This window comes from Clostridium paridis (genome assembly GCF_016765615.1).
Lineage (GTDB): Bacteria > Bacillota > Clostridia > Clostridiales > Clostridiaceae > Clostridium_T > Clostridium_T paridis.
In genome coordinates this window covers 150809-175241 of the sequence record NZ_JAESWA010000022.1, presented here as the reverse complement: position 1 = coordinate 175241, position 24433 = coordinate 150809, and the positions used below count along the sequence as shown (strand labels likewise).

Below are 24433 nucleotides of genomic sequence, written 5' to 3'. Positions count from 1 at the left end.
TTTTTTATTAAATTTTAATTAATTTACGTGGAATATATTTACACGTGGAAATATATGGAGTAATATATAGACATACGATATATAGAGAAGCGATATATAGAAGTACGATATAGATTTGGTGGTGTATTTATGAAAAAGACTGCAGAGAGCTTTCTACCATTAACAGAAACAACTTATCTAATTCTTACATCATTGTGGAATCCACTTCATGGTTATGGAATAATGCAAAATGTAGAGAAAATGACGAACTCAAGAATAGTACTTGCACCAGGAACATTGTATGGTGCATTATCAAAATTAACAAAGGATAATCTGATTGAAGCTATGGATAATACGCTAGGGGCAGACAGAAAAAAGAATTACGTTTTAACTGAATTAGGAAGAGAAGTAGTTAAGCTAGAGTTTAAACGATTAGAGACTTTAGTTATTGAGTCCAAAAAAATGCTAAGGAGTGTTAATTTTGAGGACAACTAAAAAAGTATTTAAATTATTCTATATTTTTGATTTAGAGAAAGAAGAGAATTGGCTTAGAGAAATGGCTAATAAAGGTTGGTTTTTTGAAAAGGTAAATTACTTAGGAGTTTATACATTTATAAAAGGACCATGTACTGATACCATATATAAAATTGATTTCAATAAAAATATAGGTGATATTGAGGAATACTATGATTTATTTCGTGAAAGTGGATGGGAGTTTATATATAAGATAAGATTTTTTAAATACTTTAGATATGGGGGAGATGCATCTAGTTATAGGAATACTCCAGATATTTATAATGAACCTACGGAACATATAGCATTTCTTCGTAAATGGTTGATAATATTTTTAATAGTTTATGGACTTCAATTTGTTTCCCTTTTTAACTTAAGTTTTCTACAAAATACAAGCCTGAGAGCAATAAGCTTAATTTTAATTACTATATTACTATTATCTTTTATTTTAGTAAGGTTCATAAACTCCTATATAATATTAAAGCGAAAGTTGAAAAGAAGTAAGGGTATAGAGTATTATTCTAAAAATGATCTAAGGAAAGTATATTCTTCAGTATCGTTGTTAATAGCTCCAATTTTAATTTGTGTTATTTGGGCTAGTACATTAACCAATATTTATACTGTTGGAGGTTCAGATAAAGCTATTAAAGCTAAAATATTGAAATATGATAGGACTTCTTTATATCCAATGAAAAATATAGATTACATTACATCACATGATTTTGGCAGTTACAGAGTTTATTTATACGGAAGCAATGAGAGAATTGGTATAATTGCAATAGAAAAAGTATTTTTAAATAGGTATAAGGTGGTAACAAATTTTAGTGGAGAATTACCTCTAAAACAGTTTATAGCTACGGATTATTTAAAATTAGGAGAGAGTAAGTACACAGTTATATATGGTAAGGACGAAAGTAATGAAATTTACAAAGCAGTTATAACTTATGAAGATGGTACTAGTGATGAAATTATGAGAGATAACTTTATAGGAAAGGATAATTCCTTTATGATTATTCAAAAGCAAGATAATAAGATGAAACAAATTAAACTATATAATGAAGATAATGCTGATATTACAGATAAATATTTTAAATATGGTCAGTAAATACTAAAAAATTATTTTTAAAAATTAAACCTTAATAAAGCCTCACAAACACTAGGGTGCAACCACCAGTTTACAAAAAGAAATCATCAGTTGGTAGCTTGAAAAAGGTAATTTTTATATAATTTTATTGAGGTGAAGAGAATGAACTTAGCTGAAAAATTACAATTTTTAAGAAATAAGAATAGACTATCTCAAGAAGAACTTGCAGAAAGGTTAGGAATATCAAGACAGGCTATTTCAAAATGGGAGTCAGGACAAGCAACTCCAGATTTAAAAAAATTAATAACTATAGCGGATCTTTATAATGTTACTATAGACAGTTTAGTTAAAGATGGGGATGACTTTGATATTGTACAAAGTAAGGAAAGTTATCAAAATGAAAAGGAAGAACCTGAAAAAATAGGTGATAAAAATTCACAAGTGGTTATTAATGTAAATAAAATCTCAATGGAATATGAATATAAGAGTAAGAGATTACTATTTGGATTACCACTTGTTCATATTAATATAGGAAGAGGATTTAAAAAGGCAAAAGGAATAGTTGCTGTAGGAAACATATCTTATGGAATACTATCATTAGGATTTGTCTCTTTTGGTTTTTTAAGTTGTGGTTTCTTATCAATTGGATTAATTAGCTTAGCACTTTTCTCAATTGGATTATTACTAGCTGTAGGAACTATATCATTAGGGATTATTTCAATTGGCGCAATTTCAATAGGAGTATTTTCATTTGGGGCACTAGCTATTGGAAAATATGCTGTAGGGGCAGCGGCCATGGCATCAGATATAGCAATTGGAGATTATGCATCTGGGCATATAGCCATAGGAAATAGAGTAGCAGGAGAAAACACATTACCACTAGATACATCAGCTAAAGAGGTTAAAACCTTAATTAAAAGAGAGTATCCTAATTTGAAAGATACTGCTTTAAACATAATTAATTTCTTTGTTAATCATGTTATGGCAGGAACAAAATAAAATACATTTATTGAAGATTTTAAAAGAAACTCTCGGTAGATAATCGAGGGTTTTTAATTGTTTTAGGTAAAGGAAAAACTCCAAAATAGATTGAATCTTTTATGATATCGTTCAAAATGGACACGATCAATTCGCTTATTTTGACACAATGTTTATTTTTTGCTAGTATTATATCACCAAAATAGAAGATTAAATATTAAAATACGGTGCAAAGATATCACAATATCTCAAAGTAAAGATTTGTATCACAGGTGAATATATGAAAAAAATTATGAATGAACAATTAATTTATGAAATACTTTCAGTTGTGGAAGAAATCCCAGTAGGAAAAGTAGCTACGTATGGACAAATTGCCAGACTTACCGGCAGAGATAAAAATGCACGACTTGTCGGGAAGGTTCTTAGCCAGGCAGAATTTTATGGGAAATATCCATGTCATCGTGTGGTAAATCATGCTGGAAGGTTAGCACCAGGGTGGATGGAACAACGATTTCTACTTTTAGAAGAAGGTGTATCATTTAAAGATGAGAATCATGTTGATATGAAGGGAAATAAGTGGGACTGTTAGGCTAGAGTTGTAAGTTGAATACAACTTTAAAAATAATTAATTTCTTTATTAATCATGTTATGACAGGAACAAAATATAATGTTTTTATAGATGATAAAAATAACTCTAAATAACCTAATATACAATTTTTTTAGATGTCATTTTGTAATTTGTTGTTTATTTAGAAGTTCCTCTGAGTTAATTTTTCATTGTACTTATGCCGAGCTTAATCCAAACTCATTGGTGCATAAACATTGTATTTGAAAGCTGGGGATATGACATCATTCACCTTTTTGCTTTCTTCCTTGTTGGCACAGTATGCCTTTATGGAAAGTGTCTTTATCATCATCTTGTCATAGACAACGCTGGTTTTTATCGCAATGTTTGCACTTCTTAATATATCTGCAAACTCTTTACCGCTATGCATGTTGTCTGCTGTGATATCAAAGATGTAAAGTTTCTCCTTCTCAGACTTTTTAACAGCAAGCCCTGGAATCAGAGTTCCGATAAATGTTGCGGCACATATTGCCATGACACTGAGTATGCCATCTGATTTTGCCATTCTCACAACAGCAATCATGTATATAGTGGTAGACAATGCTGCTAGCAAGCTCGAGAAGAAGAACTTCCCCCGGGCTAAATATATATTCTTCATTGTTCCTAGAGTGTTGTCGAGTAGTTTTAGTAAAAATACTATTAAAATTTCCATTTTTCCTCCTTATTTCTGTTGCCATAAAAAACAAAAGACTCTTGCAATAAAGATCACAAGAGTCAAATAATATCTTAATTTATGGATAAAATTGTTTTGTGCTATAAGGCACATTCTTCTGTAACTTTATTAGTATATCATAAAACATATAGGTTGTCTACATATTAATAGATGAGTTTCATTTTTTATTCATTGTAAGTAAAATGCAAGTGAAAGTGAATAATATTCTTGTAAAGCGTATACATGAACAACTAAAATAAATAGAACAGGATTAAATATTAAAAAGTAAACCAATGATGTTAAAAGTATCATTGGTTTATGTTATAATTTCTTTGAGTTAAAAATGTAAAATATAACTGAAAAAAGAGGTATAAATTATGATAAAACCGATCGTAAAAGATATATTGTTTTTAGGACAAAAATCAGAAGAGGCAACTAAAAATGATATAGGAGTAATTGATGATTTAATAGATACATTAAGAGCAAACTTAGAAAATTGTGTTGGTTTGGCAGGTAATATGATTGGAGTAAAAAAACGTATATTGGTATTTACAGTTGGGGGCTTTATTGTGCCTATGATAAATCCAGTTATATTAAAGAAAGAAAAGCCTTATGAAACAGAAGAAAGTTGTTTATCTTTAATTGGCTTTAGAAAAGCAAAAAGATATGAAATGATAGAAGTAGAATATTTTGATAGAAATTTTAAAAAGCAAAAGCAAGTGTTTACTGGATTTACAGCACAAATAATTCAACATGAAATGGATCATTTTGATGGTATAATAATCTAATAGAATAATTAAATAGGAATGACAGATTAAAGAGTTGTGTTCGCCTTGGAGTTACAATTAACGTAACTTGAAGCCTGAAACTGACAGTGATATAATTGTAAAATCAAAGAGGTGATAATTTTGGAAAAGATTTCGTTAGATAAAGAAATAATACTCAATGCAACTGAAGAAGTTATTCGCCGTTTCGGACCAGAGAAAGCGAATATTTCTGATGTAGCAAAATCATTAAAAGTTAGCCATGCGGCACTTTATAGATATTATAATGGAAAAACAGACCTATGGAAGGCTGTTACAGAACGATGGCTTTCAAATTTGCATGCTTCTTCAAAGAATATTTTAAGTGAAGATAATCCTGCAGATATTAAACTTTTTCGTTTGCTTGAGGAGTTTGCTGAAGCGAAGCGTAGAAGTAGCATTAATGACCCAGAAATGTTTGCTAATTATCTTAAGCTTGCCCAAAGCTCAATGGATGTAATAGAAAAAAGTATAGAAGATGGGATAAATTGTATTAAAGAGATTATAGAACAAGGAATTAAAGAGGGGATATTTTTTGAAGAATTTCCTCATCAAGCAGCAATAGCTGTATATCATGCAACCAGCGCTTTTATCCATCCGAACTCATTCAAAGCTCATAATAGAAAGCAAAACATAGAATCTGTTATAAATCTTCTAATAAGAGGACTTAAAAACCCTAATAAATGAATCATTCTTAGCCCTTGACTTTCCTAATAGGAGTGTTGAGGGCTTTATTTATTCGTATTCAAAAGTCTAACCAGACATAAAAAAACATGTTTAAACAGAAAGATGGAAAAACATTCTTTTAAAAATTTATTACAAGTTACATATTTGGTGTATTGTAATTTGTAATGTGGTGTGGTAATATTAATATCACAAGTTACAAAAAATAAATTATGTAACTAGTAACAAATGATATAAAAAGCCACGCTTGATATCCTGAATTAGCTAGAAAATATTTAGGTTAAGCCAATTATTGAGTCGTGAGACGGAACGAATCCAGATTAGAAAGCAATAAAAACTTCAGGGGGATGTAAAATGTCTAAGAATATCATTTTCTATTTTTCCGGTACTGGTAACAGTCTAAAAGTGGCAAAGGATATTGCTGCCGCAATTGAAGACTGTGAGTTAATTTCAATGGGGAAATCGCACAAGTTAAGCGGTACATATGAGCGAATTGGCTTTGTGTATCCTGTTTATGGTGGTGGTCTACCTGGCGCAGTCGAAAGGTTTGTAAAAGCACTTGACCTTTTAGAAAATAAAAACAGCTTTATCTTTTCTGTTTGTACAAGCGGAAGCGGGAGTGCAGGAGGGTTGACAAATATTAGCAAAATTATTGATAGCAAGGATGGTAAACTGAGCTACGGTGAAACAGTTCGTTGTTTTTCTAATTACGTTGGTTTGTACGCCATGGGAAACAATGCCGATATTAAAGCAAAGGCACAAGCTCAGGCCACAAAGCAAGTTATTAAAGACATTCAAAGTCTAGCTGTAAAGCCACCTTCTAAAAACAATCCAATGATACTACTTCATGGGCCTTTCATAAAGTGGCTGGCAAAAAGGGATAAAGCGTTCAATGTAAGCGAAGCTTGTAACAGTTGCGCAACTTGTAGTAAGGTTTGTCCTGTAGAAAATATAAAAATGCAAGACGGTAAGCCAATATTTTTACATCATTGCGAGCAGTGTGTTGCTTGTGTTCAGTGGTGTCCTAAACAAGCTATAAACATTAAGAATAAAACACAAAACCGTGGCCGTTATCATCACCCAGACATAACATTAGCTGATATGATTAACAAAAAATTATAAATAAATTTTTAAGGAGGATTTTAATATGCGTGTTTTTGTAACAGGAGCAACAGGATATATTGGTTCTGAGGTTGTACGTGAACTTATTAATGCTGGACATAAAGTTATTGGGTTAACACGTTCAGACAATGGTGCATTAAAATTAAAGGAAGCTGGAGCCGAAGTGCACCTAGGTTCACTTGATGATCTAGATAGCCTTCGAAGTGGAGCTGCAATTGCAGATGGTGTTATTCATTTAGCATTTAAGCACGATTTCTCTGATTTTGCAGGTTCACTTGCCACAGATTTAAAAGCAATCGAGGCAATAGGGGAAGTACTTGAGGGTACTGGCAAGCCATTTTTGACTACAGCTCATGCAAATGGTACAGCATCAGACAATGCCACTTTGGCACTTGCAAAGCGTGGTGTAAGGGCATCAGTGGTGTCGCTCTCAACATCAGTACATGGGGATGGAGACAAGGGCTTTGTTCCAAGATTAATCAATATTGCTCGTGAAAAAGGTTTCTCTGCATATATCGGCGATGGGTCCAACCGTTGGCCAGCAGTACATCGTAAAGATGCGGCACGACTTTTCCGTTTAGCATTAGAAACTGCCCCAGCAGGTTCAAAGCTGGATGGGGTTGGAGATGAGGGTATACCGTTCCGTGATATTGCAAATGTAATAGGTAACCATCTGAACTTACCTGTAGTCAGTATTACACCAGAGGAGGCAGTGGCTCACTTCGGTTTTCTAGGTCCTATTGCAGCCTTTGACATGCCAAGGTCAAGTGCACAGACTCAAGAACTTTTGAACTGGAGGCCAGTGCATACTACCCTGATTGAGGATCTCGAACAAGGGGACTATTTTAAAAAATGATTTAGTGACAAATGCTACTAATCATGACTAATGAATGAAGAACTTCGTATCTTATATATAGAAAAAATTGCTACAGGGAAACTTTCTCTGTAGTAATTTTTTATTAAGTCTAATGTATTGTTATAAATACTTGATGAAAAAGAAATAAGATTGTTATACATTACTAGTGCGATATAAATCTAGACCTTTCATTACATAGGGACGGACAATATCTACAAGTAAATTTATTTCATTATTTTCACCAGCCATAAACCAAGAATAAGTAGCGCTATAGACAGCTGAGCATGTCATGGCTGAAAGAATTTTTATATTTAGGTTGTCTTTTATACTGAAAGTATTTCCTTTCAAAAATATATCTTCTATAGTTTGCTGGAGCATATTTTTGATCTTATTATCAACAAGCGTAGCGATGGATTTGGAATTCCATCCGCATATCTTATAAAAAGTTACAATGTACTTGTGCGTCAATAAGATCAATTTGTTACATATTTCATCCGTAAATTCCTGAGCATACTTAACTTCTTCAGGAATCATCTCATAAAAAGCCCGTTCTGTAATTTCTTCTAATAAAGCATATTTATCTTCATAATGTGCATAAAAGGTAGCGCGGTTAATGGAAGCTTTCTCCGCAATATCTTTTATAGTAATTGCATCAAATCCTTTTTTCTGTAATAAAATGCTGAAGGCTTCCCTTATTAATTGTCGTGTGCGTAAAACTCTTGGATCTTCTTGATTTACCATATATATTCCTTTCCAAAACATCAAATATCAAAATTTGTTGTTTAAGCAACTTTTCATTTATTCTGCTGGTTGTAGCCATAAGAGTATCGTACTAATATAATATCATACAGATGTTGCTTAAACAACGTGTGAATAATTTTAAGGAAGGAATGATAATATGAATATAAAACAAAAAAGAATTTTGATATTTGGAGCAGGGGTGGTTGGAAGTATATATGCACTTAGATTTGCTCAGTCTGGAATGGATGTTACACTACTAGCGAGAGGAAAGAGGTTAGAGGAACTAAAAAAGGATGGATTACGATATAATGACAACGGGAAGATAGAGTGTATGGTTATTAAGACAATCGAAAAATTGGAAGATGATGATATTTATGATTTCATCTTTGTTCCTGTACGTTATGATCAGGCTGAATCTGCACTGAACTCAATTAAGAATAATCATAGTAAAACTATTATCACCTTAACCAATACCATGGGATACGATCGTTGGCTTGAAATTGTAGGAGACAGATTGCTTCCAGGATTCCCAGGTGCAGGTGGTGATATGAAAGATGGTATTCTGTATGCACAATTTGGTTCCGAAAAGCATCAAGGAACTATTTTTGGTGAAATAAATGGTCAAATTACCGAAAGAGTGAAAGAACTTGCTAAAATACTTGAAGCTTCAAATTTACATTATGAAATACAAGAAAACATCACAGCATTCCATATTTCCCACACAGCAACAGCTATAGTTATAAAACATTTTTATACCAATACTGGTATGATGGATATAGAGACAGCAAGAAGTGAAAACACTTTACTAAAAATTGCCACAGAATTAAGACAAAATATACATATGGTAGCTCAAGTGGGAATTCCAGTAATCCCACCAGAAACAAAGTCATTAGGAGAAATGTCAGAAAAGGATATTATCAATATGTATAGAAAGATGCTGAGCAGTGAGTTTACCATTGATGTTTTACTAGGAAACCATGCTGTTAGTGCAAAAAAAGAAATAATGCAGTTAGATGAGATATTTAATGAAAAGATACGTGTCTAACAATGAAATGAATATTTAATTTATAAATAACAGAAGTTTTTGCCTTAACCATTGATATTAATTTGTTAAGGCGTTTTTTATTTATCTAAACCCATATCATAAGTAATATTGTTTTTACAGGATATGTTATAATAGAGAAATAATTGATTTTTAGTGAGGTAAAACTAGTAGTTTAAAAGGGGGCTTTTACTATGAAAAATCTGAAAGTAGCTTTATTGCAGCTTATGCCAGAAGATATTTTGGAGGGCAATATGCAGAAAGGATTGAACTATTGCAGAAAATCTAAGGAGATGGGTGCAGATATTGCATTGTTTCCAGAAATGTGGAGCATCGGCTATGAAATCCCTGAAGATATTGATGAATTGAAAGTAAACGCTGTATCTGCTAATAGTGATTTTGTTAATTCATTTGGTGAACTTGCAAAAAAACTTAATATGGCGATAGGAATAACATTTCTTGAAAAGTACGATCCATTACCAAGAAACACACTTTGCCTGTTTGATCGTTTTGGTAACAAAGTACTTACCTATGCAAAGGTACATACCTGTGATTTTGGCGATGAATGTAGACTTACGCCAGGAGAAGATTTTTATGTTACTGACTTAGATACTGAGCAAGGTAATGTGAAAATTGGAGCAATGATTTGTTATGACAGGGAATTTCCAGAAAGTGCGAGAATTCTTATGCTAAAAGGTGCTGAGATTATTTTAGTTCCAAACGCTTGTCCTATGGAGATAAACCGCATTTCACAACTGCGAGCAAGAGCATATGAAAATATGGTTGGTATTGCAACAGTAAATTATCCAAAAGGCAAACCTGACTGCAATGGCCATTCTTCTGCATTTGATGGAATTGCGTACAGGCCTTCAGATTTTAGTTCAAGAGATACTCTTATTATTGAAGCTGATGAACGAGAGGGAATTTATATAGCTGACTTTCCTATAGATGAAATCAGAGAGTATAGAAGTAGTGAAGTACATGGTAATGCATTCAGACATCCCCAGAAGTACAAACTACTAATTTCTGAAAGTATTGAAGAGCCATTCATCAGAAAGGATTACAGAAGATAGTGAAGGAAATTAAAAGGTTAGAAGGGGTGGTTATATGTCTAGAGCTAATGACAGAGATATAGTTAAGTTTCAGTATAACTCAGACAAAAATTTATACGCTAGACAAGCCTTGCATAGGGGTTTCAGCACAAATAAATATGGATGGGAAAATTGGGTTTTTGATCAATATATGTTTAAACCAAATGATAAAGTCATTGAATTTGGTTGTGGTAATGGAAGCACCTGGGCTAATAATAGTAACAAGATCCCAAAGGATATTAAGGTGACTCTTACAGACATATCTGAAGGTATGTTAAGTACAGCAGAGAGTAATCTTTTAGAAATCGAACAGATAATAAAGTATTGCAATATGGATATACAAAATATTAAATACACAAATAGTTATTTCGACTGTGCAATTGCTAACCATATGCTTTATCATGTACAAAATAGAGATTTAGCAATAAGTGAGATTGCAAGGATACTTAAAGAAGATGGAACTTTTTATGTTACTACAAATAGTATTTACAACATGAAGGGACTTAAAAATTTAGTGATGGATTTTGATTCCAGACTTGATTATTCTTCCTTTTCTGTTGCAAGTGAATTTGGATTAGAAAATGGAGCTGAACAGTTATCTAAACATTTTGAATCAGTTGAAAAGTTAGTATACGAAGATTCTCTCCATATAACAGAACCAAAGCCTTTAGTAGATTATGTTCTGTCTTTAGAAGGGCATGTAAACATACAAGAAATAATGACAGAGAGTAGAACAAAAGAGTTTTATCAATATTTAAAAGATATAATATTAAAAGATGGCAGTATCGATATACCTAAGGCTAGTGGAATGTTTATAGCTAAAAAGCCTAAGAAGCTTACAGAATAGTACTTAGTCAATATATTTCTAGTGGAGATTGATTGGCAGTCACAGAAGATACATTAATTAAAAGAAACCCTCGGTAGATAATCGAGGGTTTTTAGTTGCTTTATATGCGTTTATTTACACCAGTAAGAACGAAGTCAATTACTTCCTCTACTAACACTTCTCTAGTAATATCCATTTTTTGAATTTCCCATCTATAAACAGCGTTATAAATTGAAGTGCTTATCATTGTTGATATTAGCTCAATATGCATTATTTCAGGTTCAGCCCATACGGGTTCATTTTTAAATGCTGTATATATAATAGAATAAAGCTCTTCAGTTATTTTATTACCGATTAGTGGAAGTATGGAAATGTACCCGCAGTCACAGGTAGCCTTTATCATTTCAAAGAAATCGCAAAGACAAAGAACTAAATTGTGTATTGAATGTTCATTTATAGACAGTTCCTCTTGAATTTTATTTGATAGAAGCTCAGTGAATTTTTCTGCTACAAGTGTATCAAGAAGATCATATTTGTCAGTAAAATGTGCGTAGAAGGTTGTACGGTTTACGGTTGCAGCGGTGGTGATATCCTTCACAGTAATAGATTCAAAACCTTTTTTAGAGACAACTGAAATAAACGCGGTGGTTATCAGTTCACGTGTTCTTTTTACTCTTGGATCATTTTCATTTATTGTTGCCATAAATAAAGTTCCTCTCAATAAAATTATTTATTTAACGGACAGATTAAAGGGAGTGTTACATAACCGACACTTCCTTTAATCTGTTGATTGTAAAGCATAGAAGCATAGTATATATTCTTATTATAAGAGACACGTGTTGCTTTTGCAATATGTGTTGAGTTTCAAAGTATTATTTAATTATCTATAATTTTAGGAGGAAGTTCTTATGATTTTTTATTTTAGCGGCACAGGTAATTCTGCAGCAATAGCAAAGAAAATTGCTTCAAATATTGAGAATGAGAAGGTTATTTTTATCCCGGATCTCTTAAATTCAAATGCAGACTTATCTATATATAACAATGAAGAAAGAATAGGTTTTGTTTTTCCATGTTATACTGCAAATCCACCAAAGATGGTTTTAGAGTTCTGTGAAAGATTATCAAATCAGATTGATTTTAGCGATAAATATGTTTATGCAGTAATAAATTATGCTAATCATGTTGAGGCAGCATATTTAACTTTTAAAAAGAAGTTACCAAAACTAGATAGTTGGTTTCAAATAACCATGCCTGGGAATATTATTTTGAGAAATTTTAATATTAGAGATAAAGAATATAATAAGAAGTTATTAGCTGATTCGGAAATTATAATCAGTAAGTTTGTGCACGATATTAAGGAAAAAAGAGCAATAATAATGTACAAAAACTCAGATATTAAAGCACGACTATCTACAAAATTTGGATTGGTGTTACATGAAATTATATTTACCAGTCAACATAAAAAGTTTTATGCAGATGATAACTGTGTAAACTGCGGAAAGTGTGAGAAGGTATGTCCAACTAATAACATAACCTTAAAAGATAAGCCTGTTTGGGGAAATAACTGTACTGCTTGCCTTGCATGTATTAATAGATGCCCTAAAAAGGCAATTCAAAATGGTAAAGAAACAATAACGAAGGATAGATATGTTCATCCAGATTATAAATAGAGTAGGAGCAGGTTATATGCTAATGATAGAAAAGGTACAAGAGGTATCGAAGACTATAAAAACTTTATTACAAGTATATAGGGGAGGAAAAGAAATCCTTGGTGGCAATAATTCTATAGAAAAAATAGTAGATCCAAAATAATTTGGTTTCTACTATTTTTTATTATACATAATGTTTTTTGAAATCCGGATGCATAGAAAATTTCTTGCGCAAGTTAACAAGATTTTTACCAAAACTATCTTCTAGTAGTTCTCTATGTTTATCCATTATCTCCATGATATATAAGTCATGAATTATTACTTCTGTAATAGGCATCACTAATCCCTGATGCATAGTCCATGCAGCTCTGCTGTCTTTATCGAGAGATACAATTCCCGCTACAACTTCAGAATCATCAGCACTAACTACAATCCAACGACCACCATACTCATCTGTAATTTCAGCACTCATATCATGAAAATAGACAAAGGCAAAATCACATTCAACTTTCCCATAAGCTACGATAGTTACAATTACACCTTTATCTGCAGCTTTTCTTAGTTCAGATTCAAGTTCTTTAAATTCTTCATTCCAAAGTTCTATTAGGATTCTATGTTCTGCTGAAAGTATACATTCCTTTACTTTATCTAATATTTCATTATGTCCGGTAATATTCCAGATATTCTCACGATTCTTTGCAGATTGATTAAATTGTTCTAAAGATTTTTCAGCAAGTTTAAAATCTTCTTCGGCTTTAATTCGGCGATTTTTAATTAATTCTTTTGCAGGAACTGGAATATACTGCTGAGTACTTCCAGGGCTGATTAAGATATCTCCACGTATAGTAAGACTATCTAGAGTTTCATATATCTTTGATCGTGGCACACCAGAATTTTTGGCTACAGCATAGCCTGTTAATGGGGATTCCTCCAATAGAGCAAGATAAGCTTTAGCTTCATATTCTGTAAAATTTAAGTTTTTTAGTGTTTCCAAAACATTTTCTTTCATAACTCCTCCAATAAACGTAGTTGCTACTTTAGTAACTATTATTATACCTAAATCACTTGACACATTCAATTCAAACTGATATCATCACCGTATAAGTAGCTACATTAGTAGTCACTAGCGAATGGGAGCTTGATTTAAATGATGAAATTAAAAAAAGTTATACGAAACGAGAGTTTTACTCAAAAGCAAGAAGATGAAAAATATACAAAAGAAGTTTATGTCAACTATTTAGCTAGTATAAGCGCTGTTCTGTTATGGAGTGCATCTTTTATAGCTACAAAATTAGCTTATAGAACTTTTGCACCTATTCAATTAGGTGAAGTAAGGACTATTTTTGCAGTTGTCATTTTTGGATTAATAAGAAGGGCAACAAAAAATAACGAAAGAATAAGCAAAGAGCATCGTAAATATGTTGCAGTTAGTGGACTTTTAGGTATTACACTCTATTTTACTACGGAAAATATTGGTGTTAGTATGACATCATCTTCCAATGCTGCTTTGATTGTAGCTTCTTTCCCAGCTATTACAACACTGTTAGAATTTTTTATTTACAGATCTAAGCCTTCTGTTAGAAAGATTATTGGAATTATCCTAGCTCTTGTAGGAGTTACTATTCTTACACATAGTAACGTATTATATGGTACGAAATCCTTATGGGGAAATGTGATTCTAATCTGTGCTGGTATAGTGTGGGCATTTTATAACTTTATTACTAGAAAAATAACAAATAAATATTCCGCTATTACATTAACTTATTATCAGATGCTTTCAGGTGCTGTTTTCTTTGTACCATTTGTCTTCATTGAAGATGCACCCTGGAGGCTTCCAAATTTTACTTCTATAAGTTCATTAATATATTTAAGTGTAGGATGTTCAGTGGCAGCCTTCCTGCTATATAACTTAGGACTAAGGAAACTTTCAGCTAGCGTTTCAGTATCATTTTTAAACCTTGTACCAGTTTTAGGCTTAGCACTTTCTGTGCTAATTTTGGGTGAAACTGTGTCAATAAAGCAAATTTCAGGTGGAATTATAGTAATCATAGGTGTTATATTGAGTTCAATTTAAAAAGGAGGAGATTAAATGTATAATGAAAATAATGAATTTTTGACGGTTTTAGATGAAATACCTACCCGCTGTACAATTATAATGGACAAGGCTTTATCAGGTGGACTGCTTGCCAATGCAATTGCAGTTATCGCTCTTACCGCAGGTAAAAGGCATCCTGTACTTCTTGGAGAGTCACTTATTGACGCATCCGGCGAAGCACATCCAGGACTTATTCCCACAGGTATTCCTATGCTTTGTGCAGATACAGAAGATTTAAAAGAAATTCGTAAGGCTGCATTAGAAAAAGGTTGCGATGTGGTAGATTTTCCAGTAGAAGGTCAACAAACTAAAAATTATGAAGAATTTCTTGCTACTACTAGTAATATTCATACAGAAGCTATGAAATATCTTGGAATTGCTTTAATTGGATCAAGGAGAACAATTAATAAGCTTACAGGTAAATGTCAAATGATAAAATAGTGAAAAAAGGGTGGCGTAATATACAAGGAATAACACATTTTAGCAATAGAAAATAAAGAAAATGGAAAAATAATTGGAAGAGATGGGTAAAACATATATATATTTATATATTCAGTTTAAGTCCATATATAATAAAAACTTCATGTCATTTTTTACAATACATTTAAGTCAGTTCTTGATATAATTTAATTACCATGTATTTACAGTGGCTAATTTTATTTAAGATGTATTTAATATGAGAGGTGTATCATGAAGAAATTATCTCAAGAAGCGTACCAAGAAATTAGTAGTTGGGTTCATAGGAATGCAAGACCCCTTGATTTGGCATTGTGGCAATATCATTTTGAAAATGGAAGTAAGGATGCAGTAATTTCAGCATTAAAATTTTACCAGAATAGTGACGGTGGTTTTGGTAATGCAATTGATGCTGATAATTGGAATCCAAATTCTACTCCGTATAATGCATATATTGTAATTAAAATGCTTAGGCAAATAAATTTTACTGATATTACTCACCCTATGTATCAATCAATATTCAACTATCTTGAAAATACTGAGTACAAAGCAGAATATGGCTGGTTTTTTACTATACCATCAAATGATGGCTATCCTCATGGATGCTGGTGGGATTATAATGCGCAAACAAACACATTTCAAAGCATTGGAATCACAGCAAGTTTGTGTGGTTTCATTCTTCGATATGGTGATAATAAGTCCAAGCTATACGAAATGGCTTTTTCTTATGTAAAAATGCTAATAGAAAAACTCAAATCAACAACTGATTATGGCGATATGGGTGTTTTCGGATATTGTGAGTTGCTAGAAGATCTAGAAGCCTTAGATATTAAGGAGTGCTTTGATTATACTTATCTTCGTGAAAAAGTGGCTATTTTGGTTCGAGAGAAAATAAATAATGAAAAAGACAATTTTATGGCGAACCCTCTAGAGTTCATTTTGTCTACAAATAGTAGATTTTATGAGGAAAATAAAGAGGAAGTAGAGGCAGCTCTTGATTTAATAATAGATGAAAGACCTGAATTAGGTGTTTGGAATATTCCATGGGAATGGTATGATGGGGGAAAATATTCTAAAGAATTTGCCATTAGCGAAAATTGGTGGAAAGCATCTAAAGCAATTGAAAAACTTTTGCAGTTAAAGAACTTTGAGCAATTTGATATTTGATTTTAATGAAGGATATTACAGTGAATGTCCTATAATATCCTAAATAAAAGGGGCCATTACATTTGGTAACAGTCCCTTTTAATATAAAGAATACCCATTTAGCTAAACGGATTGAATTGAAACATTAGCATTTGCATATCCTGAGATAGAATTAATAAGTGCTACACCAGTAACAGTTATAAAATATACCATTAATAGTCTAGTACCAGGTGTAACAGGAATTGAAACGCTATTTGTTTTGCTAATGTTTGTCCCTATATCTAATACTCCTGTAAGCTTTGGGATTAAATCTACTTGTGAGCCAGGTACAAATGAAAATATATTACTTGAAGAAGTAGATGCATAAAGTACTGAAGAAACTTGTACTTCAGTTAGTAATAAACTTAAAGCTAAACTAGTACTAAAGTGACTATCTATAGTGTTTATAGTTCCAGAACATAGAACTGTAAAAACATATGAGAGTACTGAAGGGGGATAACTATTGAGATCTATAGTTGATCCAAGATTAGTTTGTCCTTGAACCGAGCTTCCAAAACCAATTAATCCTGGAAGTCCAACCAATCCACCAGCAATACTGGTCAATGTAACAGGAGTTCCTGATGAATACTGTATAGTTACACTAGTTTTTGTGCATTGAAGTGAGAAAGCTCTATTTACATTGACAGTATCTGAGCCTAAAAGTTTTGGTACAATTAACACAGTACAGGAAGTATTAATTACTTGAGTTGTGTTACCAGTAGAATTATCATAGCTTAATGTTCTATAAAATGACCGATTTCTAGATGGGGAAGCACTATTGGTAACATTGAAATCAATTGAAAAATATCCCCGATTGCCTGGGGGAATAGCACCTTCAACTTGAACAACCCTTGAAGTACCAGACTTAGGAGTATCAAAATTTATATTATATGACATAAAATTCAACTCCATAGTTTTATTTATGACTATTATCTATACAATAATATATGAAATAAGTTTTATAATGCCTCTTTTATATGATAGAAATCTCATAAAAATTTCTTAGAGCAGAGACAAAATACGATAATCAATATAATATAAACTTAAATATTTGCATATTACCAGATATGTAAAATGTGCTGTATAAGAAGACTTACTAATGAAATACTTACCCAGCAACAAAATCCCATAATAATTGGCTTTCCACCAGTTTTAATAAGTTTTACAATATGAGTATTTAAACCAATTGCACCCATAGCCATTGTAATAAAGAATTTTCCTGTTTCAGTTAGTGGCTTTGTAACACTTGCATTCATGTTAAATGATGTGCTTATAATAGCAGCTAATAAGAAGAATAAAATGAACCATGGAAATATTTTTGATAAGCTAAGTGTAGTTGATGAATGTTTTTTAGTACGATATAAAGCTAGTACCAACGTAATTGGAATTATAGCAATAGTTCTTGTAAGTTTAACAATTGTAGCATAATTTAGAGCTATATCATTTCCATGAGAGCTTGCCCATGTTTGACTAGCAGCAACCACTGACGATGTATCATTTATAGCAGTTCCTGCCCACATTCCAAAACCTTTATCATTAAACCCTAATAGATTCCCCAAGATTGGAAACAAAAATGCAGCAATTACATTAAATAAGAAAATAACAGAGATTGATTTCGCAATATCCTCATCATGCGCATCTATTACTGGTGCAGTGGCAGCAATTGCTGATCCTCCGCAAATTGAAGACCCCACACCAACTAATATTGATATATTTGAAGGAATTTTCATTAATTTACTTACTAGATATGAAACAATTAGTGAAGTTGCAATTGTTGAAATGATAATTAATAATGACTCACTTCCTACCTTGAATATTTGGAAGAGATTCATTCCAAAGCCAAGTAAAACGATGGCGTATTGCAGTATTTTCTTTGATACAAATTTAATTCCAGCATCAAAAGAATTATTTCGAGGAATAAGTGCAATTATCAAACCTAATAATATACCAAATACTGGACCTCCTATGATTGGAAGTTTCTGTCCAAGAAACCAAGCTGTTATACCGATTAAAAATGAAAGTAATAAACCCTGATAGTTCTTTTTTATAAAAATCATAATTGTTCTCCTTTTATTAATTTCTACTTCAAAAAGTATATTAGCATAGGATGATGATAAGTAAAAATTATTTATTTTTATGTAACAATAAGAATATGTTATGATTAATTTTGGAGGTAGTATATATGTTGGATTTTAGAATAGATACATTTTTAACAGTATGCAAATATATGAATTTCACTAAGGCTGCAGAAGTATTATGTATTACACAGCCAGCGGTATCGCAGCATATTAAATATTTAGAAAAGTGTTATGATACTAAACTTTTTGAATATGAAGGCAAAAAGATAAGCTTAACTGAGTCAGGAAAAATGTTATATGAAACTGTCGCTACTATGAAGCACGATGAACAATATCTAAAGGAAAAAATTAACCACGAAAAGTTAGGTATTAGAAATCTTAAATTTGGCGCAACTCTTACAATTGGGGAGTTCATATTACCACCAAAGCTCAGTGATTTTTTAAATAAAAACAATAATATGAAGATAACTATGATTGTAGAGAATACAGAAGAACTACTTTACAAGTTAGAGCATGGAGAAATTGATTTTGCTTTGGTTGAAGGATATTTTGTAAAAAATGAATATGACTTTATTGTATATTCAAGGGAAAAGTATATCTGCATTGCAGGTAAGGATTATAAATTAAAGAAACCATCTCATGTATTGGAAGATTTACTTGAAGAGACTTTGATTGTAAGAGAAAAAGGGTCAGGAACACGAGATATTTTTGAAAAGAATTTAGAACGTCAAAACCTTACAATAGATGATTTTAGTAAAGTAATAGAGATAGGAAATATTAATGCAATAAAACATTTAGTGAAAGACAATAACGGAATTACAGCTCTTTACGAAATTGCTGTAAAAGAAGAACTAGATAATGGGATGCTAAAAAAGATAGAAATCGAAGATTTGCAGAAGAGCCACGATTTTTATTTTATATGGAGAAAGAATAGTGCATTTAAAAGTTTCTATGAAAAATTAGCCAAAGAGTTTTAGAAATTTAGAAAAATGATTTTAATAAAACATGGAATACAAAATAGTCTGCATAAACTTCAAATGTTAACCATAATGAAGTAAACACAGACTATTTATTTTAAACTTAATTTCTATAAGACTTAAAGAATGCTCGAATTTCTTCAGCTAGAAGTTCAGGTTCTTCCATTGCAGTAAAATGTCCACCCCTAGGAAGAGAAGTCCATCGTGTAATATTTAGATTGCGTTCAACCCATTCTTTAGGTGGAAGTAATATATCAGCAGGGAAAATAGTCATGCCTGTTGGTACATCAATCGGGCCTATTGGTGGTAAAGAGTGAGTGTTTTCATAATATATATTTGCTGAGGATCCAATGGTATTTGTAATCCAATAGATCATTATATTAGTTAGCAGTTCATCCTTAGTAAATCTTCTACTTAAATCGCCGTTGCAATCACTCCAATCACGAAATTTCTCAATAATCCAAGCTGCTAAACCTACTGGAGAGTCAGAAAGCCCGTAAGCAAGAGTCTGAGGTTTTGTGGATTGAATAGAAATATAAGCTCCTTCTTCAGAAATCCACTTAGAGGCATTTTTCTTATATTGTACTTCTTCCGCTGAAAGCACTAGAGTATCTTGTGAAGTCATTAAAGCTTTTATAATACCAACATCTGTTAGATGAATCCCTATTAGAAGTTCTGGATGATTTAATGCAAGATACCTTGTAACTCCAGAACCAACATCTCCTCCAGCAGCAGCGAATTTATTATATCCAAGCTTTTCAGTCATTAGCTTTGCCCAAAGTTCAGAAACACGAGAATTATTCATTCCACCATTCTTAGGTTTACTTGAAAAACCAAACCCAGGTATAGAAGGAACAATTACATCAAAGGAGTCTTTAGGATTTCCACCATACTTAGCAGGATCAGTGAGTAACGGAATGAGTTTTTTATAACGTATATAACTATCAGGCCATCCATGGGTTAAAATAATTGGAGTAGGATTAGGTCCTTTTCCTTTTTCGTGTACAAAATGAATATCTATACCATCTACCTCACAATGAAACTGAGACAAACTATTTAATTCAGCTTCTTGTGCACGCCAGTCAAATTCATCTCTCCAATAAGAAACAAGGGACCTAAGATAATTTATATCAGTGCCTCTTTCAAAACCTAAAGCTTCTAATTGATCTGGCCATCTAACATTTTTTAACCTGTATTTTAAATCATTAAGTACCTCATCAGATACGTTAATATTAAAGCGTTCTATAGACATAATAATTCTCCTTTCGTAACCTTTAAGTGTTTACCAATAGTTTATCATTTAGAAATTATGATACAATGAGATAAATGAAGCTTTAAACTATACTATTTGTTAATGGGGGAATGTTTATGCCTCAAATGGACCGCTATAAGAATAGAAAAGTATATATTGAATTTAATACAGAGGAGAATTTTAATAAACTTCCTTATGAGGAGAGATTTACAATAGTTTTTGTAACAAACGGAAGCGTGAATTTAAAACTTAATGACTATCCAATAAAAGTTGTTGCTCCAAGTGTTCTTTGTTTATCAAAAGAGGATAGAATACAAGTTATTGAAAAGAATAATTCAGCCGCGCAGTCATTTTGCTTTCATCCAGACTTCTTTAATACAGCTTATTTTTCTGAGGAAACAGGATATATGTCAAACAGCTTAAAAATAGAAACAGGTCTTTCCCTTTTTAATAAGGAAAATATCAATACTGGTGTGTATTATGTAACTGAAAAAGCTTATCCTAAAATATATGAATGGTTCTTTATTATGGGAACAGAAGTACATGCACAAAGCGATTCTCTTTGGGTATGCAGAATAAAAAAGTACTTAATACAAATATTAGGGTTGGTTGAGGAACTAAACAAAAGTGGCGAGCAGTCACCAGTTGATTTAGTTTTAGAATATATACATACAAACTATAGTGATAAAATTAGTTTAGAAGATTTAACAAGATGTGCTCACTTAAATAGAGTGTCCCTAAATAAAATGTTTAAGGAAGTAACTAGCTATACAGCAATGGGATACTTACTTACATATAGGCTAAAGCTTTCAGAGAGTCTTTTAACTCATACAGATATGAGCTTAAATGAAATTGCACGGGCTACTGGTTTTGAGTATGATACTTATTTTATAAAGCAATTTACTGCAAAAAGAGGAATGACTCCAACGGAGTTTAGGAAATCTTCTCGGGAGTTTGTTTATTATTATCAATAAAAGAGACAACATTAAATATACATTCTTAGAACATTTATTTTTCGCTAGGGCTATTGGATTATATTTATGTTATAAACTATGAATCTTAGAAAAGTGCTAATCTTGTGAAGATGGAGCACTTTTTTCTTTGCTTCTAATTTTAATTTCAAAATCAGGGTGTTTCAGCTTTTATATCTAATAGTCTGATAGATATAAAGATTTTGCATATTTCGTCACCATGTTCTAAGCTTATACCAGTCATATCTTTTATTTTGTTGATACGGTAGAATAAAGTATTTCGATGAATGTTTAATATTTTTGCAGCTTCTCCTGGAGAAGAAGAATAAAAGATATACTGTTTCAATGTTTCTAGAAAATTTGTTCCATTTTCTTTATCATAAACCATAAGCATTGCTACAGCCGGATGACAAAAATCCATCTGATCATATCTAGTTGAGATCAATTCATAGATAATATACAAAGTACAATCCTCAAAAAAGGAGCAATGCATGTTTCTTTTTTGTCCTATCTCCATAGCTTTAACTGCATTCAAATAGTGTTTTTTTGAATCGTTCAAAAGAGTATACTTTTGGCTTATTCCAGCATATAAATTATTTTTACTCAAGAAGTGAGTAAAATCACTATTGTTGGTGTTAAAAAGTTTATCAAATAGGAATTGATCAATAAAAGCTACAATTCCAGGATTATAAATAATACATTGAGTAATAGGAATGTAAGATTTTAAAGTTCTAAAAATAGTAGAAATCTTACTGTCAAAAGTTTCTTGCCTGTTACTTCCAATAACCATAATATAAAGATTATCTGCCCTAGCCCATTTTAAATAGTGTTGTTTGTTTTCTATAATAGACTCGTCAATTTGTTTTCCTTTTATAAGGTCAGCTAACAAGTAATTTGGGAGATTGTTGTTATCTAAATTTAAAAGAATATTCTTTTGCAATTGAGCAGATATAAGTGCACTAACCTTGTCTATTAGCATGAAATCAATATCTTGAAAGGGGATGCCATTTTCGTAAACAACAAGTTCTCCAATTTCAATGATATCAATTTTTATGGAATTTATTAGAGTTCTATTTGAAGTAGTCTCTTTTATTAAAGTATCATTTGTTTTATTTGAATATATTAGTGATAAGGTATCTTCTGAAAGGAAAATATTCTTATTTTCATCTGTAATAAATTGAAAAACATTTTCGGCATCATATGAAGAAGCCAAGAGCTTGCCGCTTGCATCCATTAGAATCAATGGTCTGTTAAATCTTTCTCTTGCTTTATCTATCAGATATTGAAGTCCTTTATTAGAGCAAAAGCCATCAAAGAGATCCTGCATATAAAGTGCAAGTTTTATATCTACTTCATTTAGATTATCTATATCGAAGTTTTTTTTCATGGAAACCTCCTAATATTTTAATTGTGCTATAGCACAATTTCCTTTGTTATTATAAAAGAAAATTCGAATTTCAGTACATTGTTTATGCAATAACAGTATATTATAATCAGAAATATAAGGCAAGACGGCTATCTAAAGTGTATTGTACTGAAGCATAATACACTAATGAAGAATACTGAAAGTTATACTGCAGGTGATTATCCAGTATTATGAATGTGATTAAATTTGGTAGTTTTTCAGCCTTGAGAATATTGTAATTTCATAGGAGGTACTAAAATGTCTACTACCCTAATAAAAAATGTGAAAATATTTAATGGTATTGAATGCATAGAGGCGGATAAAGTAGTAATTGAAAATGGATATATTACTGATAAAGCAGAAGGAGACATTGAGATTGATGGAAGTGGATGCACTTTACTTCCAGGATTTATAGATGCACACATTCATTTATATGAAAGTAAAAACCTAAAGGAAGCTTCAATGTATGGTGTTACAACTATGATGGATATGGGAACACGTTCACCAGAAGTAGTCGATAGTCTAAAAAATTTATCTGGCTTACCTGATATACGAAGCAGTTACTGTCCAGCTTTTACATCAGGAAGTAATATGCCAATTAAAATGGGGTATTCTGAATCTGCTTATGTAATAAGTGCGACTGATGCAGAACGTTTTGTAAATGAACAGATAGCAAACGGTGCAGATTACATTAAAGTTATTTTAGAGGAACAAAGTGTAAGTGTTAAAACTGTAGTGTTTCCACCAGAAATTGTTGCTGCGATTGTTACTCAAGCTCATATTAATGGGAAGAAAGTCATTGCACATGCTGTTTCAACTAGCTCATTTAAAACTGCAATAAAGGCTGGCGTAGATGTGGTGACACATATTCCATTTGTTGAACCTTTAACAGAAGAGATTATTGAATTGATGAGCAAGAATGGTACTGTATCAGTTCCGACCATGGTAACAATGAAAGGGATTGTTGAATCTATTAAAAAATTTAATCCCTACGCGCCATTGAATTATGATTACGTTAAGGAATCAGTTGCAAGACTTTATAAAGCTGGTGTGACAATTATGGCAGGAAGTGATTCTAATACTGGTGATCCAACAACTCCATATTCTGCACCCTATGGTATTTCACTTCTTGATGAACTTAAACTAATGGTTGAGGCAGGTTTTACACCTATACAGGCAATACAAAGCGCGACAAGTATACCAGCAAAATATTTTGGCATGGATGACAGAGGAATTATTAAGTCAGGCTATAGGGCAGACCTTATTCTTATAAAAGGTGATCCAACTGTAGATATTAATGCAGTGAAGGATATTAAACAAGTTTGGATTCGTGGAAAGGAGACTATTAAATAATCATTAATAGCAGATA

The 24433-nt window shown here is 31.9% G+C and carries 27 protein-coding genes; 19 read left to right on the top strand and 8 right to left on the bottom strand.

The genetic code is table 11. The features are described 5' to 3' along the window. Positions 1-129 precede the first annotated feature (129 nt). The 4 genes from JK634_RS08535 (at position 130) to JK634_RS08520 (ending at position 3143) form a co-directional block, all read left to right on the top strand. The gene (locus JK634_RS08535; RefSeq protein WP_202767228.1) at positions 130-474 is read left to right on the top strand and encodes a PadR family transcriptional regulator; all 345 of its coding nucleotides are present in this window, start codon (positions 130-132) and stop codon (positions 472-474) included. Next, positions 461-1597 (top strand): DUF2812 domain-containing protein, encoded by a 1137-nt coding sequence (locus tag JK634_RS08530; RefSeq protein ID WP_202767227.1) that lies wholly within the window; start codon positions 461-463, stop codon positions 1595-1597. The genes JK634_RS08535 and JK634_RS08530 overlap by 14 nt, the downstream gene beginning before the upstream one ends. 141 nt (positions 1598-1738) lie before the next feature. Then, on the top strand, positions 1739-2575 hold the full coding sequence (locus JK634_RS08525; protein WP_202767226.1) for a helix-turn-helix domain-containing protein: 837 nt from the start codon (positions 1739-1741) through the stop codon (positions 2573-2575). 259 nt (positions 2576-2834) lie between these two features. Then, positions 2835-3143, top strand: coding sequence for an MGMT family protein (locus tag JK634_RS08520; RefSeq protein ID WP_202767225.1), 309 nt, complete (start codon positions 2835-2837; stop codon positions 3141-3143). 205 nt (positions 3144-3348) lie between these two features. On the opposite strand, the gene JK634_RS08515 is transcribed toward JK634_RS08520, so the two are convergent. Continuing rightward, positions 3349-3831 (bottom strand): hypothetical protein, encoded by a 483-nt coding sequence (locus JK634_RS08515; RefSeq protein ID WP_202767224.1) that lies wholly within the window; start codon positions 3829-3831, stop codon positions 3349-3351. Between the two features lie 377 nt (positions 3832-4208). Here JK634_RS08515 and JK634_RS08510 point away from each other — a divergent pair, with 377 nt between their 5' ends. From JK634_RS08510 to JK634_RS08495, 4 genes are all read left to right on the top strand, one after another. Then, positions 4209-4619, top strand: coding sequence for a peptide deformylase (locus tag JK634_RS08510; protein ID WP_202767223.1), 411 nt, complete (start codon positions 4209-4211; stop codon positions 4617-4619). Between the two features lie 120 nt (positions 4620-4739). Further along, complete coding sequence (locus JK634_RS08505) at positions 4740-5321, top strand: TetR/AcrR family transcriptional regulator (RefSeq protein WP_202767222.1); 582 nt, start codon at positions 4740-4742, stop codon at positions 5319-5321. A gap of 351 nt (positions 5322-5672) precedes the next feature. Further along, on the top strand, positions 5673-6440 hold the full coding sequence (locus JK634_RS08500; RefSeq protein ID WP_202767221.1) for an EFR1 family ferrodoxin: 768 nt from the start codon (positions 5673-5675) through the stop codon (positions 6438-6440). 25 nt (positions 6441-6465) lie between these two features. After that, positions 6466-7296 (top strand): SDR family oxidoreductase, encoded by an 831-nt coding sequence (locus tag JK634_RS08495; RefSeq protein WP_202767220.1) that lies wholly within the window; start codon positions 6466-6468, stop codon positions 7294-7296. Between the two features lie 153 nt (positions 7297-7449). Here JK634_RS08495 and JK634_RS08490 read toward each other — a convergent pair whose 3' ends face one another. After that, on the bottom strand, positions 7450-8037 hold the full coding sequence (locus JK634_RS08490; protein WP_202767219.1) for a TetR/AcrR family transcriptional regulator: 588 nt from the start codon (positions 8035-8037) through the stop codon (positions 7450-7452). 157 nt (positions 8038-8194) lie between these two features. On the opposite strand from JK634_RS08490, the gene JK634_RS08485 reads away from it, so the two are divergent. The 3 genes from JK634_RS08485 (at position 8195) to JK634_RS08475 (ending at position 11017) form a co-directional block, all read left to right on the top strand. After that, positions 8195-9082, top strand: a complete 888-nt coding sequence (locus JK634_RS08485; RefSeq protein ID WP_202767218.1) for a ketopantoate reductase family protein — start codon at positions 8195-8197, stop codon at positions 9080-9082. 191 nt (positions 9083-9273) lie between these two features. Next, a complete protein-coding gene (locus JK634_RS08480; protein ID WP_202767217.1) occupies positions 9274-10152 on the top strand; it encodes a carbon-nitrogen hydrolase family protein in 879 nt (292 codons plus the stop codon). Between the two features lie 34 nt (positions 10153-10186). Continuing rightward, positions 10187-11017: a class I SAM-dependent methyltransferase gene (locus JK634_RS08475; RefSeq protein WP_202767216.1), complete on the top strand. Its 831-nt coding sequence runs from the start codon at positions 10187-10189 to the stop codon at positions 11015-11017. A gap of 100 nt (positions 11018-11117) precedes the next feature. Here JK634_RS08475 and JK634_RS08470 read toward each other — a convergent pair whose 3' ends face one another. Further along, complete coding sequence (locus tag JK634_RS08470; protein WP_243425587.1) at positions 11118-11699, bottom strand: TetR/AcrR family transcriptional regulator; 582 nt, start codon at positions 11697-11699, stop codon at positions 11118-11120. A 205-nt stretch (positions 11700-11904) separates the two neighbouring features. On the opposite strand from JK634_RS08470, the gene JK634_RS08465 reads away from it, so the two are divergent. Both JK634_RS08465 and JK634_RS08460 read left to right on the top strand, forming a co-directional pair. After that, positions 11905-12666 carry an EFR1 family ferrodoxin gene (locus JK634_RS08465; protein ID WP_202767214.1) on the top strand — a complete coding sequence of 254 codons (762 nt, stop codon included), beginning with the start codon at positions 11905-11907 and terminating at the stop codon, positions 12664-12666. Next, positions 12644-12808, top strand: a complete 165-nt coding sequence (locus JK634_RS08460) for a hypothetical protein (RefSeq protein ID WP_202767213.1) — start codon at positions 12644-12646, stop codon at positions 12806-12808. The genes JK634_RS08465 and JK634_RS08460 overlap by 23 nt, the downstream gene beginning before the upstream one ends. Before the next feature lie 21 nt (positions 12809-12829). Here the strand turns inward: JK634_RS08460 and JK634_RS08455 are convergent, their stop codons facing one another. Continuing rightward, entirely contained in the window at positions 12830-13717 is an 888-nt protein-coding gene (locus JK634_RS08455; RefSeq protein WP_202767212.1) for a helix-turn-helix domain-containing protein, read from the bottom strand. Positions 13718-13792: 75 nt separating this feature from the next. Between JK634_RS08455 and JK634_RS08450 the strand changes: the two genes are divergently transcribed. The 3 genes from JK634_RS08450 to JK634_RS08440 all read left to right on the top strand — a co-directional run bounded on the left by JK634_RS08450 (position 13793) and on the right by JK634_RS08440 (position 16363). Further along, positions 13793-14719, top strand: a complete 927-nt coding sequence (locus JK634_RS08450; protein ID WP_243425586.1) for a DMT family transporter — start codon at positions 13793-13795, stop codon at positions 14717-14719. Positions 14720-14758: 39 nt separating this feature from the next. Further along, positions 14759-15181, top strand: a complete 423-nt coding sequence (locus JK634_RS08445; protein WP_202767211.1) for a DUF2000 domain-containing protein — start codon at positions 14759-14761, stop codon at positions 15179-15181. Positions 15182-15430: 249 nt separating this feature from the next. After that, on the top strand, positions 15431-16363 hold the full coding sequence (locus JK634_RS08440) for a hypothetical protein (RefSeq protein ID WP_202767210.1): 933 nt from the start codon (positions 15431-15433) through the stop codon (positions 16361-16363). A 102-nt stretch (positions 16364-16465) separates the two neighbouring features. On the opposite strand, the gene JK634_RS08435 is transcribed toward JK634_RS08440, so the two are convergent. Both JK634_RS08435 and JK634_RS08430 read right to left on the bottom strand, forming a co-directional pair. Beyond that, positions 16466-17278 (bottom strand): exosporium glycoprotein BclB-related protein, encoded by an 813-nt coding sequence (locus tag JK634_RS08435; RefSeq protein WP_202767209.1) that lies wholly within the window; start codon positions 17276-17278, stop codon positions 16466-16468. 161 nt (positions 17279-17439) lie between these two features. After that, positions 17440-18438, bottom strand: a complete 999-nt coding sequence (locus JK634_RS08430; RefSeq protein WP_202767208.1) for a YeiH family protein — start codon at positions 18436-18438, stop codon at positions 17440-17442. A gap of 125 nt (positions 18439-18563) precedes the next feature. Between JK634_RS08430 and JK634_RS08425 the strand changes: the two genes are divergently transcribed. Further along, positions 18564-19436, top strand: coding sequence for a LysR substrate-binding domain-containing protein (locus JK634_RS08425; protein ID WP_202767207.1), 873 nt, complete (start codon positions 18564-18566; stop codon positions 19434-19436). Between the two features lie 103 nt (positions 19437-19539). On the opposite strand, the gene JK634_RS08420 is transcribed toward JK634_RS08425, so the two are convergent. Further along, positions 19540-20688, bottom strand: a complete 1149-nt coding sequence (locus JK634_RS08420) for an epoxide hydrolase family protein (RefSeq protein ID WP_202767206.1) — start codon at positions 20686-20688, stop codon at positions 19540-19542. A 116-nt stretch (positions 20689-20804) separates the two neighbouring features. Between JK634_RS08420 and JK634_RS08415 the strand changes: the two genes are divergently transcribed. Further along, a complete protein-coding gene (locus JK634_RS08415; protein ID WP_202767205.1) occupies positions 20805-21662 on the top strand; it encodes a helix-turn-helix domain-containing protein in 858 nt (285 codons plus the stop codon). Between the two features lie 151 nt (positions 21663-21813). On the opposite strand, the gene JK634_RS08410 is transcribed toward JK634_RS08415, so the two are convergent. After that, a complete protein-coding gene (locus JK634_RS08410) occupies positions 21814-23046 on the bottom strand; it encodes a PucR family transcriptional regulator (protein WP_202767204.1) in 1233 nt (410 codons plus the stop codon). Positions 23047-23322: 276 nt separating this feature from the next. Here JK634_RS08410 and JK634_RS08405 point away from each other — a divergent pair, with 276 nt between their 5' ends. Beyond that, positions 23323-24417: an amidohydrolase family protein gene (locus tag JK634_RS08405; protein ID WP_202767203.1), complete on the top strand. Its 1095-nt coding sequence runs from the start codon at positions 23323-23325 to the stop codon at positions 24415-24417. Positions 24418-24433 lie beyond the last annotated feature (16 nt).

What these genes read in the sequence shown, in the direction of transcription:
- JK634_RS08405 (WP_202767203.1), top strand. Translation starts at nt 23,323, where the DNA reads ATGTCTACTACCCTAATAAAAAATGTGAAAATATTTAATGGTATTGAA.
- JK634_RS08415 (WP_202767205.1), top strand. Translation starts at nt 20,805, where the DNA reads ATGCCTCAAATGGACCGCTATAAGAATAGAAAAGTATATATTGAATTT.
- JK634_RS08460 (WP_202767213.1), top strand. Translation starts at nt 12,644, where the DNA reads ATGTTCATCCAGATTATAAATAGAGTAGGAGCAGGTTATATGCTAATG.
- JK634_RS08450 (WP_243425586.1), top strand. Translation starts at nt 13,793, where the DNA reads ATGATGAAATTAAAAAAAGTTATACGAAACGAGAGTTTTACTCAAAAG.
- JK634_RS08520 (WP_202767225.1), top strand. Translation starts at nt 2,835, where the DNA reads ATGAAAAAAATTATGAATGAACAATTAATTTATGAAATACTTTCAGTT.
- JK634_RS08510 (WP_202767223.1), top strand. Translation starts at nt 4,209, where the DNA reads ATGATAAAACCGATCGTAAAAGATATATTGTTTTTAGGACAAAAATCA.
- JK634_RS08475 (WP_202767216.1), top strand. Translation starts at nt 10,187, where the DNA reads ATGTCTAGAGCTAATGACAGAGATATAGTTAAGTTTCAGTATAACTCA.
- JK634_RS08420 (WP_202767206.1), bottom strand. Translation starts at nt 20,688, where the DNA reads ATGTCTATAGAACGCTTTAATATTAACGTATCTGATGAGGTACTTAAT.
- JK634_RS08430 (WP_202767208.1), bottom strand. Translation starts at nt 18,438, where the DNA reads ATGATTTTTATAAAAAAGAACTATCAGGGTTTATTACTTTCATTTTTA.
- JK634_RS08465 (WP_202767214.1), top strand. Translation starts at nt 11,905, where the DNA reads ATGATTTTTTATTTTAGCGGCACAGGTAATTCTGCAGCAATAGCAAAG.
- JK634_RS08495 (WP_202767220.1), top strand. Translation starts at nt 6,466, where the DNA reads ATGCGTGTTTTTGTAACAGGAGCAACAGGATATATTGGTTCTGAGGTT.
- JK634_RS08485 (WP_202767218.1), top strand. Translation starts at nt 8,195, where the DNA reads ATGAATATAAAACAAAAAAGAATTTTGATATTTGGAGCAGGGGTGGTT.
- JK634_RS08435 (WP_202767209.1), bottom strand. Translation starts at nt 17,278, where the DNA reads ATGTCATATAATATAAATTTTGATACTCCTAAGTCTGGTACTTCAAGG.
- JK634_RS08410 (WP_202767204.1), bottom strand. Translation starts at nt 23,046, where the DNA reads ATGAAAAAAAACTTCGATATAGATAATCTAAATGAAGTAGATATAAAA.
- JK634_RS08480 (WP_202767217.1), top strand. Translation starts at nt 9,274, where the DNA reads ATGAAAAATCTGAAAGTAGCTTTATTGCAGCTTATGCCAGAAGATATT.
- JK634_RS08525 (WP_202767226.1), top strand. Translation starts at nt 1,739, where the DNA reads ATGAACTTAGCTGAAAAATTACAATTTTTAAGAAATAAGAATAGACTA.
- JK634_RS08425 (WP_202767207.1), top strand. Translation starts at nt 18,564, where the DNA reads ATGTTGGATTTTAGAATAGATACATTTTTAACAGTATGCAAATATATG.
- JK634_RS08470 (WP_243425587.1), bottom strand. Translation starts at nt 11,699, where the DNA reads ATGGCAACAATAAATGAAAATGATCCAAGAGTAAAAAGAACACGTGAA.
- JK634_RS08515 (WP_202767224.1), bottom strand. Translation starts at nt 3,831, where the DNA reads ATGGAAATTTTAATAGTATTTTTACTAAAACTACTCGACAACACTCTA.
- JK634_RS08490 (WP_202767219.1), bottom strand. Translation starts at nt 8,037, where the DNA reads ATGGTAAATCAAGAAGATCCAAGAGTTTTACGCACACGACAATTAATA.
- JK634_RS08500 (WP_202767221.1), top strand. Translation starts at nt 5,673, where the DNA reads ATGTCTAAGAATATCATTTTCTATTTTTCCGGTACTGGTAACAGTCTA.
- JK634_RS08535 (WP_202767228.1), top strand. Translation starts at nt 130, where the DNA reads ATGAAAAAGACTGCAGAGAGCTTTCTACCATTAACAGAAACAACTTAT.
- JK634_RS08440 (WP_202767210.1), top strand. Translation starts at nt 15,431, where the DNA reads ATGAAGAAATTATCTCAAGAAGCGTACCAAGAAATTAGTAGTTGGGTT.